The 14,479-nt window shown below is 33.8% G+C and carries 13 protein-coding genes; 7 read left to right on the forward strand and 6 right to left on the reverse strand.

Annotated features, from left to right (window positions below; genetic code table 11):
• The first annotated feature begins 5 nt into the window (after positions 1–5).
• Both ACYQZV_RS07050 and def read left to right on the forward strand, forming a co-directional pair.
• Entirely contained in the window at positions 6–503 is a 498-nt protein-coding gene (locus ACYQZV_RS07050; protein ID WP_459894362.1) for a glycine cleavage system transcriptional repressor, read from the forward strand.
• A complete protein-coding gene (gene def / locus ACYQZV_RS07055; protein WP_459894365.1) occupies positions 485–994 on the forward strand; it encodes a peptide deformylase in 510 nt (169 codons plus the stop codon). The genes ACYQZV_RS07050 and def overlap by 19 nt, the downstream gene beginning before the upstream one ends.
• Here the strand turns inward: def and argJ are convergent.
• The 6 genes from argJ to ACYQZV_RS07085 are packed head-to-tail and all read right to left on the reverse strand — an operon-like array spanning position 991 to position 7,183.
• Positions 991–2,121, reverse strand: a complete 1,131-nt coding sequence (argJ, locus tag ACYQZV_RS07060) for a bifunctional glutamate N-acetyltransferase/amino-acid acetyltransferase ArgJ (protein ID WP_459894368.1) — start codon at positions 2,119–2,121, stop codon at positions 991–993. The two genes, def and argJ, sit on opposite strands and share 4 nt — an antisense overlap.
• 4 nt (positions 2,122–2,125) lie before the next feature.
• Complete coding sequence (der, locus tag ACYQZV_RS07065; RefSeq protein WP_459894370.1) at positions 2,126–3,415, reverse strand: ribosome biogenesis GTPase Der; 1,290 nt, start codon at positions 3,413–3,415, stop codon at positions 2,126–2,128.
• 7 nt (positions 3,416–3,422) lie between these two features.
• Complete coding sequence (locus tag ACYQZV_RS07070) at positions 3,423–4,706, reverse strand: FAD-binding oxidoreductase (protein WP_459894372.1); 1,284 nt, start codon at positions 4,704–4,706, stop codon at positions 3,423–3,425.
• The gene (locus ACYQZV_RS07075) at positions 4,684–4,869 is read right to left on the reverse strand and encodes a Trm112 family protein (RefSeq protein WP_459894374.1); all 186 of its coding nucleotides are present in this window, start codon (positions 4,867–4,869) and stop codon (positions 4,684–4,686) included. Before ACYQZV_RS07075 ends, ACYQZV_RS07070 begins: the two co-directional genes overlap by 23 nt.
• A complete protein-coding gene (locus tag ACYQZV_RS07080; RefSeq protein ID WP_459894377.1) occupies positions 4,866–6,029 on the reverse strand; it encodes an LL-diaminopimelate aminotransferase in 1,164 nt (387 codons plus the stop codon). The genes ACYQZV_RS07075 and ACYQZV_RS07080 overlap by 4 nt, the downstream gene beginning before the upstream one ends.
• Positions 6,030–6,073: 44 nt before the next feature.
• On the reverse strand, positions 6,074–7,183 hold the full coding sequence (locus tag ACYQZV_RS07085; protein ID WP_459894379.1) for a glycosyltransferase family 4 protein: 1,110 nt from the start codon (positions 7,181–7,183) through the stop codon (positions 6,074–6,076).
• Positions 7,184–7,265: 82 nt separating this feature from the next.
• Between ACYQZV_RS07085 and ACYQZV_RS07090 the strand changes: the two genes are divergently transcribed.
• From ACYQZV_RS07090 to ACYQZV_RS07110, 5 genes are read left to right on the forward strand one after another with little or no spacing between them, the layout of a single operon-like run.
• Complete coding sequence (locus tag ACYQZV_RS07090; RefSeq protein WP_459894382.1) at positions 7,266–8,474, forward strand: argininosuccinate synthase; 1,209 nt, start codon at positions 7,266–7,268, stop codon at positions 8,472–8,474.
• Position 8,475: 1 nt separating this feature from the next.
• Positions 8,476–11,922 (forward strand): chromosome segregation protein SMC, encoded by a 3,447-nt coding sequence (gene smc, locus ACYQZV_RS07095; RefSeq protein ID WP_459894385.1) that lies wholly within the window; start codon positions 8,476–8,478, stop codon positions 11,920–11,922.
• Positions 11,923–11,946: 24 nt separating this feature from the next.
• Entirely contained in the window at positions 11,947–12,627 is a 681-nt protein-coding gene (locus ACYQZV_RS07100; RefSeq protein ID WP_459894388.1) for a fumarylacetoacetate hydrolase family protein, read from the forward strand.
• Positions 12,614–13,567, forward strand: coding sequence for an ABC transporter permease (locus tag ACYQZV_RS07105; RefSeq protein WP_459894390.1), 954 nt, complete (start codon positions 12,614–12,616; stop codon positions 13,565–13,567). Before ACYQZV_RS07100 ends, ACYQZV_RS07105 begins: the two co-directional genes overlap by 14 nt.
• A 41-nt stretch (positions 13,568–13,608) precedes the next feature.
• Positions 13,609–14,475: a DUF58 domain-containing protein gene (locus ACYQZV_RS07110; protein WP_459894394.1), complete on the forward strand. Its 867-nt coding sequence runs from the start codon at positions 13,609–13,611 to the stop codon at positions 14,473–14,475.
• Positions 14,476–14,479 lie beyond the last annotated feature (4 nt).

Below are 14,479 nucleotides of genomic sequence, written 5' to 3' on the forward strand. Positions count from 1 at the left end.
ATTTTATGAAAAAATATATACTGACAGCTTTTGGAAAGGATAAACCGGGTATAGTAGCTTCTATTACGGAGATACTGTATAAAAAAGGTGCCAATATAGAAGATTCTTCTATGAGTAGGTTATCAAACCAATTTGTTATAATGCTTCTTTTCACTTCAGAAAACCTGATTTCTAAAGAAGATTTCAAGCTTGAGAACATAGAAGTTTATATAAACCAAGTAGAAGAGGAAGAAGTGTCAAAGCCATCAGTTTGCAACGTTATAATATCTATATACGGCGCAGATAAAGCTGGCATAGTCTACAAAGTTTCAAAGCTTTTAGCATCAAAAAATATAAACATAACAGATTTAAGAACCCATAAACTAAAAGATATTTACATAATGCTAATGGAAGCAGAATTAAAAGATATAAGCTTATCTTCTTTGGAAAAATCTCTGAAAGAACTATCAAGAGAACTAAACGTAGATATATCTTTGCAGGAGGTTTGCAAAGAAGTCCTTTGATATACGATATCCTAATCTATCCAAACCCTATTTTAAAAGAAAAGTCTAAAGATGTAGGACAAATTGATGACGGTATTATAACACATATAGAGAATCTAAAAGAAACAATGTACTCCAAGGATTTTTGTACAGGTATAGCTTCTTCTCAGGTAGGCATTCTAAAAAATATAATAGTAATGGATGCCTCTAGATTTAGAAAACCACCAAAAACTCATCATGGACTTTTAACTCTTATAAATCCAACTATAATAAAAGCCGAAGACAGCATAATCTTTAGAGAAGGTTGTCTTAGCATACCAGAATATACGGCAAATATACAAAGATATAAATATATTACGATAAAAGCTCTAGACGAAAAAGAAAATGAGATAATACTAGATTTAGAGGGTCCTGAAGCGGTACTCTTTCAGCATGAGTTAGACCATTTGAACGGTGTTTTGTTTCTTGATAGGCTCACTTCCCTTGACAATCTTTTTAAAAGGAAAACCTAAGTAGTATATTCAGCGTTAATCTTTACGTATTCATAACCAAGATCAGAAAATCTATAACTAAAACTTTCTTTACCTTCTCTCAAATCGAGCACTATATCTATTTCTTGAGCTTCTCTCATCTTTTCACTTAAGTGTTTTTTATTAAAATGAAGAGGTCCTTTATCGTACACTTTTACGCCCATTATAGTAAGGCTAATTTTCAATGGATCTATGGGGAAAGCGGTAGAACCAGCCGCTGCCAATATGCGACCCCAATTTGGGTCTGATCCAAACATAGCAGTTTTTACAAGGTTTGAGATAGCTACGGCGTTTGCTATAACTCTAGCTTTAGTTTTTATGCTGGCGTGTTTTACCTCTATGCTTATAAGTTTTGTAGCTCCTTCGCCATCTTTTACTATCATATCAGACACTTCTTTACAAACTTTATATACACAGTTGTAAACATCCTCAGAATATTCAAAATCCCCGTAAGATACAACACCAAAAGAATCGTTGGTACTTTGACATCCATCTACATCTATAGAGTTAAAGGTATTTTCTAAAATCTTATCAAAGTCTTTTCTTGGCATAAGTTTTGAGTTTGTAAAACAAAAAGAAAGCATCGTAGCCATATCAGGGTGTATCATACCAGCCCCTTTACCAAAACAAAAAGCTTCGTATTCATCCTTTTTGCAGAAAGCGTACTTTGGAAATCTATCTGTAGTAGATATGGTTTTTGCTGCCATTTCAAGGTCTAAAACCTCAAGATGATTGATAGCATACTCAATACCCTCTAAGATGTTTATGATAGGAAGAGGCTTACCTATTAGTCCCGTTGAAAATACAAGGACCTCTTCCTTTGGGACGTCAAAAAGGCTTGCTACCTTTTCTCCCATCATCTTGGCATGCTCATAGCCTTCTATACCGGTACCACAGTTGGCGTTTCCGCTGTTTATCACCAAAGCGCTTACTTTACCACCTGATATTTCAAGCATATTTTTAGAATACATCACTGGAGCAGCGACAAAATGATTGGTAGTAAAAACAAAGTGAGCTTCACAAGAAAATGGAAGCTTTATAACAAGCAAATCCTCTTTACCAGATTCTTTTATACCCGCTTTTGCAACACCCATCAAAACATTATTCATAGCATTACACCTCTTTTTTCTGATGCTCTTTTAATATTATATTCAAAGGAGCATAGTTTATGTTTAGCTTTTCTCTTAACTTTTTCTCAAAAAATCTAAGATAGTCTTCTCGCCAAAAATCTTTGTTGTTGGTGTGAAGTACAATGGTAGGTGGTCTTGATGAAAATACAACATAATAAACTTTTACAGGCTTTGTAGAGTTTTGAGGGTACTCTTCTAAAATCTTTTCAACGACCCTATTCACAAAAGATGTTTTTATAGTCCTTGTGTATTCGCTGTATATGTCTACGGCTTTTTGTAGTATGCTAAATACGTTTGTACCATCCTTGGCCGACACATAAACCTTTGGGGCAAAATATACAAACTCCAACTTTTTGTCTACGTGTTTTTTTAAACCTTCTAAATCTTTTATCAAATCTATTTTGTTTAATACTACTATCAAGCCTTTTCCTTTCCTATTTACAAGGCTTGCAAGCCTCATATCTTGTCTTGATACTCCTTCTGTAGCATCTATCACAAGAGCACATACATCGGATTTTTCTATGGCTTCTAAGCTTCTATTTACAGCAAAAAATTCCACTCCATACTCTATGTTTGGGGCTCTTCTTATACCTGCTGTGTCAACCAATATAAAATCTTTGCCCTCGAAGCTAAACTCTACATCTACCGCATCCCTTGTAGTTCCAGCTATGTTTGAAACAATAACCCTGTCTTGCTTTAGTATAGAGTTTAATAAAGATGATTTGCCACTGTTTGGTTTTCCTATGAGGCTAAGCCTTATAAAACCAGCTTTTTCTTCTATTTCTTCAGAAGGCATCAGATATTTTGTTATTTCTTCTAAAAGCTCAAAAACCCCGGTCCCATGTGCGGCTGATATCTCAAAAATATTCTCAAATCCAAGCTCATAAAACTCAGCTGCACTTGCTTTTTTGCTGTCTGTTTTGTTTACTGCCACATATACTTTATCTTTGTATGGATAAAGAAGCTTTGCTATATCTTTATCCTCTGGCATAAGTCCAGCCTTGCCATCTACTACAAAAACAATTTTATAAGCCTCTTCGTATAGTCTTAGCACCTTCTCTTTTATAGCTCTTGATATTTCTTCTTTAGAATCGGTGAGACCACCAGTGTCTACTATTTTAAATACCTTGTCTTGAAAACTTGCCTTAGATTCTATAACATCTCTTGTAATACCAGGTATATTTTCTACTATGGATACCCTTCTTTTTAAAATCTTATTAAACAAAGTGGATTTACCCACGTTTGCTCTTCCGGTAATTACTATTTTCTCCATATATTGATTATCTCATAAAAAGCCTTTCAAACATCAAAGACTTTAAAATATTATTTTCATCGTATTTGGCTTTTAAAGACATCAAAGCTTTTATTTGGTCTTTGTATATGTATTGAAAAACTTCTTTAGGAAGCCTAGAGTCTTTAGCCATATATATGAGCCCGTTATGACGCATCACCACCTCATCAAACTTGTTAAGCATCTTCAGCACATCGCCTTTTACAGGAAAATCAAGAGCCAGTGTAAAACCTTCTTTTACAAAAGAAAATACTCTATTTGGAGCGTTTTTTAACCTTTTTAACACCACCAGATATGGATAAATTTGATGAGATTTTATAACGTTAAAAACTTCTAAAATAGCTTCTTTTGGTCCTACAAACTGATACTGCAAAAAGCCTCTTTTTCCGTATAGCCTATTCCAGTTTTTTATATTATCAAGAGGAAAGAAAAAATCAAAATAATGCACCAAAGATTCACCCTTTGGCATCTTATTAAGATAGTACATATTGTAAGCTCTTATATCTAAATCGTTTATCACAAAACTTGGCATAATAAACGGAATATCTATAGTCTTTTTCTCTTTAAAAGCCTTAAAACGAAGTTTTAAATCAAGGGGAAGCTTTTCATAATAAGCGTAATCTCCAAACATCACTAAAGCATTCTCTGTAAAAGCATCTATCCAGCATACAGAAAACTCATAATCTTTATCAAACTTCTCTAATATCTCCATAGCATTTTCTATACCCTTTGTAGGTATTATGTTTTGTTTTATGTAAGGGCTTCCTTTTGTTATTTTCAGCCGTGCTTTTATTATCACTCCTAAAAGCCCCATAGACCCAATGGTCCCAAAAAATAAATCACTATGTTCATCTTTAGAACATTTGTATAAGCCTTTTGGTGTTAATATCTCAAAGCTTTCTATAAAATCTCCAAAAGCGCCTCTTGAGCTTTTACCATGTATATCGTTTGCAATAGCTCCTCCCACACTTACAAAAGATGTGCCTGGGACTACCGGCAATGTATAGCCTTTTGGTATTAAGAGTTTTAATATATGTTTAAGCTGAACACCGCCTTGAACTTCTATATATTCTCTTTCTAAATCTATATCTACGAATAAATTTAAATTGGTAGAGTCATAAACGTTTTTGTAAAGGGATTCATCACCATAGCTTCTGCCGTAAGCCCTTGGTATAAAGCTTTTAGAAAAATCTATCTTATTTAAGATACTTGCTTCTATACAAGGGAACCTACCCCATCCACAAATAAGATTAGGATTTTTTGATGTATTCATCAAGAGGTTTGGCTTGTTCTATGAGCATGATGGGAATATCGTCTTCTATTGTATAAACAAGCTTACAAGCCCCACATATTAAAATATTTTTATCTTTGTTGTAGATAAGCTCGCCCTTACATTTAGGGCAAGCCAAGATGTCTAAAAGCTCTTTATCTATCATAAGCTTAGGCTTTTTATTCTTTCAGCGGCCTCTTTTAATCTGTTTGTGTCCACCGTAAGAGATATTCTAAAGTACCCTTCACCAGTTTCACCAAAACCACTACCTGGTGTTACCACTATTGCTAATTTATCTAACAAAAGCTCAGCAAAACTAGCTGAGGTGTAACCTTTAGGTACTTTTATCCAAAGGTAGAATGTGGCATCTGATTCAAACACATCGAGGTTTATAGATTTTAGTGCTTGGGTCATGACCGTTCTTCTTTCTTTGTATATATCTCTTAAATTTTGCACTATGCTATCGTCCAAACTAAGAGCTTTTATACCTGCTTCTTGTATAGCTTGGAATTGTCCAGAGTCAACGTTTGTTTTAACTTTACCAAGACCAGCTATAAGCTTTTCGTTGCCCACCGCCATCCCAATACGCCAACCTGTCATGTTGTAGGTCTTTGATAAAGAATGAAATTCAATAGCCACATCTTTGGCACCCTCAAATTCCATAATAGAGCGAGGTGGTTCTGATATATATATTTCAGAGTAAGCCAGGTCAGAAGCTATTATAATACCGTACTTATGGGCAAAGTCTATGAGCTTTTTGTAAAAATAATCTGGGGCTTTTGCTGAGGTTGGATTGTTTGGATAGTTTACCCATATAATCTTTGCTTTTTGCAAAACGTTTTGAGGTATCGAATCAATATCTGGTAAAAATCCATTTTCTTCTTTCAAAGGAAGCATGTATGGAGTGCCGCCTGCAAATATGGTAGAAATTTTGTAGACTGGATAGCCTGGATCTGGACAAAGCACATAATCCCCAGGGTTTACAAAAGCAAGTGGAAAATGAGCTATTCCTTCTTTAGAACCTATGAGAGTTACCACTTCTTTATCAGGATCAAGCGTTACGCCAAAACGTCTTTTATACCAATCTGCTACAGCCTTTCTAAAGGAGTACATACCCTCATAAGAAGGGTATCTGTGATGCTCTGGCTTTTCTAAAGCAACCTTACCAGCTTCCACTATAGGGCTAGGAGTAGGAAGATCTGGGTCACCTATACCCAAGTCTATTATATCTGCCCCTTGGGCAGCCTTTTCTCTTTTCTTCTTGTCAATCGCCGCAAACAAATAAGGTGGCAAAACCTTAAGTCTTTCCGAAAACTCGAATTCCATATCAATATTATAAAATATTTTTGAAAATTTTGATTAGGAACAAGCTAGCTGAAAAATTCATCTATCTTCTTATCCACAAATTCTTTAAACTCCTTTTTAAATCTATCTTTGCTAAACCTTTCAGCATTTTTTCTTATTTTAAAAGCATAAAAACTATCTTCTATTTTTTCAAAACGTTTTATGGCTTCTATTATATCCTCAGTACTCTGGTTTTTGAAAAATATGCCTGTTTCACCATCAATTACCGTTTCACTAGCCCCGCCTTTTCCATAAGCTACAACGGGCGTGCCACAGGCTTGAGCTTCCACTGGTGCTATACCAAAATCTTCTTCGGCTGCAAAAACAAAGGCCTTTGCTCTTTTCATATAGTCTTTCAACACCTCAAAAGGCTGATACCCTAAAAGCTCTACGTTTTTAGAAGTTTTTTCTTTTACTTTTTCAAAATCTGGTCCATCTCCAATCACTACAAGCCTTTTTTCTGGCATCTTTGAAAAAGCCTCTACTATCAAATCTATTTTTTTATAAGGCACAAACCTTGAAGCTGTGATATAAAAATTTTCTTTTTTCGTATAAACGTCAAATTTATCTACGTCTACTGGTGGATATATGACAGTTGCATTTTTGCCATAAACCTTCTTTATCCTTTTAGCTATATAATTTGATATGGCCACAAAATGGTCCACTCTATTTGAGCTTACAATATCCCACAATCTTATCTTGTGTAAAATATATCTTGCTATCAAGCTTTTTAAACCTTTATCAAGCCCACTTTCTTTTAAATAATCGTAATATAAATCCCATGCATACCTAATTGGCGTGTAGCAATAACATATATGAAGCTGACTTGAACTTGTTAAAACACCTTTTGCCACTGCATGAGAGGAGGATATTACAACATCATACCCTGATAAATCAAATTGCTCTATAGCAAATGGAAACAAAGGAAGATAATTTCTATACAGTTTTTTTGCTTTTGGTAGCTTTTGTATGAAAGAAGTTTCTATAATAGCATTTTCAAAAACTGACTTCTTTAAGTTATCATCATCCTTAACAAGTGTATATATATTAGATGGATAAAGCTCATATATAGCCTCAAGAGCTTTTTCAGCTCCTCCCAGCGTTATAAGCCAGTCATGTATAAGGGCTATTTTCATTTAAAGTATAGTATAGCATAAAGGATATTCTATAAAGCTTGTAAAGACAGGGAAACTTTAATTTTTGAAGTATAATAATAGAATGGCAAAAAGAGTGATACTTGCATACTCTGGTGGTTTGGATACGTCAATTATAGTAAGATGGCTTACTGAAAGAGGCTTTGAGGTAATAACCTATACTGCGGATGTAGGGCAAAAAGAAGAGCTTTCTGAAATACCAGAAAAAGCTAGAAAAGCTGGAGCGATAGAGGCGATAGTAGAGGACATAAGAGAAGAGTTTGCCAAAGATTTTTGTCTTCCTACCCTTAGGGCTTTAGCTTTGTATGAGGGCAAATATCCGCTAACGGCTTCTTTATCAAGACCCCTTATATCTAAAAAGCTTATAGAATACGCAAAAAAAAGAAACGCCGATTACATAGCCCACGGGTCCACTGGAAAGGGCAACGACCAAGTTAGATTTGAGGTATCTGCATGGGCTTTGAATCCAGATATAGAAGTGCTTGCCCCCGTAAGAGAATGGGAGTTTAAATCAAGAGAGCAAGAAATAGAATATGCGTTAAAATATCAAATACCTGTAAAAGCCACCAAAGAAAATCCTTATTCTATAGATAGAAACCTATGGGGTGTTTCTATAGAGTGCGGTATACTAGAAGACCCTTACCAAGAACCTCCAAAAGATGCTTATCAAATCACGAAAAATCCAGAAGAAGCTCCAAATACCCCAGAATATGTAGAGATAACATTTGAAGAAGGAACACCAGTGGCTATAAATGATAAAAAGTTTGACACTCTTTACAGGCTTATAGAACACTTAAACGATATAGCTTCAGTTCACGGAGTAGGACGTATAGATATGATAGAAAATAGGCTTGTAGGTATAAAAAGTAGAGAGATTTACGAAGCACCGGGTGCTATGTGCCTCTATAAAGCCTACAACGATCTTGCCTCTTTGACACTTGACAAATATACATATCAATATCTTATAGGACATATATCAAACACATATGCAAACTTAGTATACGAAGGACTCTGGTTTTCTCCATTAAGGGAAGCTTTGGATGCTTTTAACAACAATATAGCAAAGTATATAAATGGCACGGTAATACTAAAACTTTACAAAGGAAACATAGATACAGTAGGAAGAAAGTCTCCAAATGCTCTTTACATAGAGGAACTTTCTACATACACCGAGAAAGACGCTTTTGACCATAAAGCAGGGGCTATGTTTACAAAGGTTTACGGATTACCTTTAAAGGTTTTGGGCCGTATAAAAGCCAAAAATCAAAAATAAGATGGAAAATGCCTATATCGAGAAAATTGTAGTTACAAATTTTAAGTCTTATGGTACAGAAAGATTAGAGATACCCTTAGGAGAGGGTTTTATAGGGATAGTAGGACCAAACGGTGCTGGTAAATCAAATATTGGAGATGCCATTTCCTTTGGTCTTGGGCTTTCTACATCAAAAACAATGAGAGCTAAAAATCTAACACATCTTATATACTCAAAACAAGGTCATAGAGAAGATTTTGCACAAGTAGATATTTATTTTGCAAAGCCCCAAATTTTTGGATACGATGAATTTGTAATAACAAGGATTATTTACAAAGACGGTAAAAGCCTATATAAACTAAACGGCAAAACTATAAGGGAAAAAGATTTACACCTAATACTTGCAAAAGGTGGTATATATAAAGAGGGATACAACATAGTACTTCAGGGAGATATCGTTAAGTTTGTGAAGATTACGCCTATAGAAAGAAGGAAAATAATAGAAGATGTAGCAGGCATTAGCGAATACGAACACAAAAGACAATTTGCCCTGGAAGAGCTAGGAGAAGCTGATATAAAAATAAGAGAACTAAAACCCCTAGTAGAAGAACTAGAGCTAAACTTAGAGAAGTTTGAACAAGAGAAAGAAAGGCTCAACAAGTATAAGAATCTATTGGCAAAAAAACACAGACTAGAATGTGTTTTACTTTTAAAAGAAAGACAAAACTTAAAAAAAGAGTTGGAAAACGCATTAGAAGAAAAGTACAGCTTAGAGCAAAAAAGCAAAGAATATTTAGAACAGATAGAAGAAAACTCTATTATCCTAAAAGAAAAAGAGAAAAACATAGCGCATCTAAACGAAACGCTTCTTCCTTTTAAAGAGGTCTCTGGTAAGCTATCAGCAAAGATTCAATATATAAAAGAGCAAAAGGAACAAAAAGAAAAAGAGTTGGAAAAAGAGCTATCTCATAAAGAAGATTTAAATAAGAAGATTGAGTTTTTAGAAAAAGATTTGATGGACCTAGAAAAAGAGCTTCTAGAAATAGAACAAACAAAACTATCGAAAGAACAAGAGCTTTTTGAGGTGGAAAAGTATATAAAGGAAAAAGAAGAAGAGCTAAAAGCTACAGAAAAAAAATTAAATCTATCCCCAGAAGAGATAGAGCAAATAGAGAAAAAAGAAAGTGAGTTAAAATCAACGATAGAACAAAAAAAGAAGGAATTGGAAAAATACATAAACCAAATCCAAGACATATCTCATAAACAAAATAAATACAACGATGAAATCGAAAGGCTTCAAAATGAACTTGATAATTTAAAGCAAAGTGAGTCTTTTGAAGAAAAGCTAAAAAATTATCGCAAAATCATAGAACAAGAAAGACTTTCTATAGAAGCCGTAAAACAAGCCATATCAAAGTATTCAAACTCTTTGTCTTTGCTAAAAAAAGACATAGAAAATATATTGGTAGAAAAAGCCACAATAGAATCGCAACTTAGATTTAGCGATGAAGATAACTTCATATTTGAAAATATAAGGGGAGTTTACGGTAAGGTAGAAGACCTCATAAGCTTAAAAGACGAGAATTACAAAGACGCTATAGAAGCGGCAGCCGGCGGAAGACTTTCTTATATAGTAGTAGAATCAGAAGATGTAGCAAGAGAGTGTATTGAGCTTTTGAAAAAACGTTCAAATCAAAGACTTAGCTTTATACCTTTAAACCGCATAAAAACCCAAAATTTGCCACCTTATCCAAGGCAAAAAGGCTATATAGATTTTGCTATAAAACTGGTAGACTACGATAAAGCGATAGAGCCTGCTATTAGTTTCGTATTTAGTGATACGTTGGTGGTGGAAAACTTTGATATTGCTAAAAGCCTGCAAAACTATAGATGCGTAACGCTTGAGGGAGAGGTTTTTGAAAAAACTGGTGTGATAACCGGCGGCAAATCAAAATCCCGTTCTCATTTGGGTAAAAAGCTTCTTTTGGAGAAACTAGAATCTATAAACGAAAAGTACAAGACCCTAAAAGAACAAGAACAAAAATTAGAACAGCAAATCAATGTTGCAAAGTCAAGCCTTATAGAAAAAGAAGGCATAATAGCCATAAATACAAAGTATATAAAAGATTTGGAGGCTCAGAAAGAAAAAAGCGCTTTAGAGTACAAAAACATATTAGAGCGTATAAAATCCGGTAAAGAATACATAGAACATCTTGAAAACAAGAAAAAAGAACTTTTAGAGCTTTTAGAACCATTGAAAGAGGAGATAAAATATTTAGAACAAAAGCTTACAAACCTTGAACTTAGAAAAAAAGACATTCTGTCTTATTACACAAGCCCAGAGATTAAAAAATTAAGAGATAGTTTAGAAGCGTATCAAAAGCTTTATTTAGAAAAAACAAAAGAAATAAACGCTATAGAACTTAAGAAAAATACCTTATCTCAAAACATAGAACAAGCAAAATCTTTTATAAATCAAAAGCATCAAGAACTAACTTTAACAAATTACAATATAGAAGCTTTAAAAAAAGATATAGAAAATTTAGAAACTGAGCAAAAGCAAACAGAAAATGAGCTAAAAGAATCAAATGCCAAATTTTACGAGCTTTATGAAGAAAAAGAGCGCTTAGAGAAAGAACAAAAAGAGCTGCAAGCTCTTTTAGGAGGTCTTAAAATAGAGCATGAGAGGATTTTAGAAGAATTAGGAGTTTTGTCCAACAACATAGCAAAGCTTCAAACAAAAATAGATACCATAAACGAGGCTCTAAAAGAGAAAAATTACACTGGGGAAGATTACGAAGAACAAAACCAAAGCATGTCAAGGTTAAAAGAGGAACTAGAAACTGTAAAAAAAACACTTGATACTATGACAGATATAAACTTTAGGGCAGAAGAGGAATATGAAGAGACGCTTCAAAGATTACAAGATTACAAGGAAAAATTAGAACAGCTTGTAAAAGATAAACAAGCCATAAAATCTATGATAGAAGAAATAGATAGGAAAAAATACAGCGCTTTTATGGAGGCTTTTAACAACATAAGAAAAAACTTTAAACAAATATACTCAAAAGTATCTTATCAAGGAAAAGCCGATTTGTTGTTGGAGAACGAAGAAGACCCATTTTCTGGTGGTGTTTCAATATTTGTAAAGCCAAGAGGCAAAGATGTACAATATGTAGAGGCTATGTCTGGCGGCGAACAAACATTGGCTGCTATGTCTCTTATTTTTGCCATCCAAGAGTACAAGCCTTCCGTGTTTTATTATTTTGACGAGATAGACGCTCACTTAGATGAGGCAAACGCATATCTTCTTGGTCAGATGATAAAAGAAAAATCAGACAAAGTCCAGTTTATAGTAGTGACTTTAAGGGAAAATTTGGCAAACTTTGCTGACAAATTGATAGGTGTCACCAGCAAAGACGGTATATCAAAAATTCTCACATTCAAATCTTTAAAAGAAGTGTCCTAAAAGCTGTATGCTATAATGTAGCTTATGTATAAACTTCAAAGAAAAAACGGTGGTATTTGGCTTTTAAGAGAAAACGAAGAGATAGAGTTTAAACCGACAAAGATAGTATGCGTAGGATTAAATTACAAGGCCCATGCAAAAGAACTAAATATGGATATACCAAGAGAACCTCTCTTATTTTTAAAACCCAAAAGCAGCATCGCATTGGACAAAGAGTTTATAGTATACCCAAAATCTTCCACAAGGGTTGATTACGAAGGAGAGCTCGCTATAGTAATATCAAAAGCATCAAAAAAATTATCCTACAAAGACTCAAAAAACGCAATTCTTGGTTTTAGCATAGCAAACGACGTTACTGCAAGGGATTTACAAAAAAAAGATATACAGTTTACAAGATCAAAGTCTTTTGATACCTTCTGCCCCATTGGACCCGTAATTACAAAAGACGTAGACCCTTTTGATTTACATATAAAAACCTACTTAAACAACCAATTAAAGCAATCTGGACATACCTCTGATATGATATTTGATGTTTATGAGATTGTAAGCTTTATATCTCATATAATGACTCTTTACCCTCACGATATCATTATAACTGGTACACCACCAGGCGTTGGACCAATGAATATAAACGATACGGTAAGGATAGAAATAGAAGGTATAGGAAGCCTCACAAATACCGTAAAAGAAGATGTGGAAAACTAAATTTGCAATTAGTATAATTGTATTTTTTATAATGCTTGCCTTGTTTGCGCCGTTTGTAGCGCCTTATTCTTATAAAGAACAGTTTAGAGAATACGTATTTGCCCCACCTACTCATATACACATATCTTTGAAAGGTTTGTATGTTTATAGGCTAAAGCCAGTGAAATCTATTGCTAGAAGCTACACAGAAGATAAAAGTAAAATTTGTTATATAAATTTTTTTGTAAAAACCAAAAACAGTTTTAAGCTTTTTGAACCAAGCTGTGGTTATATATTCTTGCTTGGTACAGATGCTCTTGGAAGAGACATTTTTTCTAGGCTTTTATACGCTCTTAGAGTATCTCTTAGTATATCTATAATAGGAGCAGTAAGCACAATTGTGATAGGAACGATGATAGGTAGTTTAGCTGGTTATGTGGGAGGAATATTGGATAACGTTGTAATGAGGATGGTAGAAATTTTAATGGCAATGCCAACTTTTTATCTCATGCTTTCTATAAGAGCACTTTTCCCTCTTGATATATCGGGAATTTATGTATTTGGAATGATTGTATTCATACTTTCATTTTTTGGTTTTGCTCCTTTTTCAAGGGTTATAAGAGGTATGGTGTTGTCCATAAGAGAATATGAATATGTAAACGTTGCTAAGTTTTATGGAGCAAATCCTTTTTACATAATCCTAAAACACATACTACCAAACATAAGAAGATACCTTATTATGAGTACGGTGCTCTCTATACCAGCTTACATAGTGGCAGAAGGAGCTCTTAGCTTTTTAGGCTTAGGCATACAAGAACCTTACCCATCTTTGGGAAACATGTTGCCAAAAAGCATATACACAATAATTCTTTATCCTTGGACATTTTCTTCAGCTGTTGTTATATTTTTAATTATAGTGGTACTAAACTTGTTGGGGGATAGCTTATCAGAAAAAGAGTAAACGTTAGGATAACGCCTCTTGGAATATTTTATATTATCATAATGCTTCTTTTTGGCTTTGCCGCTATCAATACCGCTAACAATCTTTTATACCTTATCACCTCTTTTATGATGGCTTTCATGATAATAAGTGGTATTATATCTTACTACAATATAAAATTTTTAGATTTAACTTTTGTAAAAGCCCAAGACTTTTTTGCCAACGAACCTGGTAAAGTTATTTTCTCTATAAAAAATAATAAAAAATGGCCTTCCTTCCTAATAAACGTGTTTATAGCAAAAGATTTAAACCAAGATATAAAAAAATTTTTTTTCAGAAGGTATAAAGCTTTAGAGATAGTTGATGAAAAATCTATTTTTATAATAAAATCCAGCGAAGAAAAACAAATAGAATTAACATTGCTTTTTGAAAAAAGAGGCCACTATAAAGAGTTAGAGATGTATGTATTTTCGGATTTTCCTTTTGGGTTTGCCTATAGAGAAGTAAAATACGCTGTTCCAATAGACATATATGTGTATCCATCACCAAAACCCTGTGACAAAGACATAAGATATTACAAATCAGATAAGGGTTATGTGAAAACCTTTGAAAAAGATGAGCTATATCAGATAAAACAATATCAAAACGAAAATCCAAAGTATATAAACTGGAAAGCCTCTGCTAAAATGCAAAAGCTTATGGTAAACGATTTTACAGATTTTATAAACAAAGAAATAATACTAAGACCAGAGGATTTTAACATGGAATATAAAGATTTAGAGCAAAAACTCTCTTGCATGACATACATAGTTTTAGAGGCTTCAAAGCAAAATGCAAAAGTTGGCCTTGATTGGGATGGATATGTTATACCACCTTCTGATTCTTCTTTTAATTATATAAAAATATTGAGATTCTTCGCCGCGCTATAACATG

The sequence above is a fragment of the Hydrogenobaculum acidophilum genome (assembly GCF_054656715.1).

What these genes read in the sequence shown, in the direction of transcription:
- ACYQZV_RS07050 (WP_459894362.1), top strand. Translation starts at nt 6, where the DNA reads ATGAAAAAATATATACTGACAGCTTTTGGAAAGGATAAACCGGGTATA.
- argJ (WP_459894368.1), bottom strand. Translation starts at nt 2,121, where the DNA reads ATGAATAATGTTTTGATGGGTGTTGCAAAAGCGGGTATAAAAGAATCT.
- der (WP_459894370.1), bottom strand. Translation starts at nt 3,415, where the DNA reads ATGGAGAAAATAGTAATTACCGGAAGAGCAAACGTGGGTAAATCCACT.
- ACYQZV_RS07070 (WP_459894372.1), bottom strand. Translation starts at nt 4,706, where the DNA reads ATGAATACATCAAAAAATCCTAATCTTATTTGTGGATGGGGTAGGTTC.
- ACYQZV_RS07075 (WP_459894374.1), bottom strand. Translation starts at nt 4,869, where the DNA reads ATGATAGATAAAGAGCTTTTAGACATCTTGGCTTGCCCTAAATGTAAG.
- ACYQZV_RS07080 (WP_459894377.1), bottom strand. Translation starts at nt 6,029, where the DNA reads ATGGAATTCGAGTTTTCGGAAAGACTTAAGGTTTTGCCACCTTATTTG.
- ACYQZV_RS07085 (WP_459894379.1), bottom strand. Translation starts at nt 7,183, where the DNA reads ATGAAAATAGCCCTTATACATGACTGGCTTATAACGCTGGGAGGAGCT.
- ACYQZV_RS07090 (WP_459894382.1), top strand. Translation starts at nt 7,266, where the DNA reads ATGGCAAAAAGAGTGATACTTGCATACTCTGGTGGTTTGGATACGTCA.
- smc (WP_459894385.1), top strand. Translation starts at nt 8,476, where the DNA reads ATGGAAAATGCCTATATCGAGAAAATTGTAGTTACAAATTTTAAGTCT.
- ACYQZV_RS07100 (WP_459894388.1), top strand. Translation starts at nt 11,947, where the DNA reads ATGTATAAACTTCAAAGAAAAAACGGTGGTATTTGGCTTTTAAGAGAA.
- ACYQZV_RS07105 (WP_459894390.1), top strand. Translation starts at nt 12,614, where the DNA reads ATGTGGAAAACTAAATTTGCAATTAGTATAATTGTATTTTTTATAATG.
- ACYQZV_RS07110 (WP_459894394.1), top strand. Translation starts at nt 13,609, where the DNA reads ATGCTTCTTTTTGGCTTTGCCGCTATCAATACCGCTAACAATCTTTTA.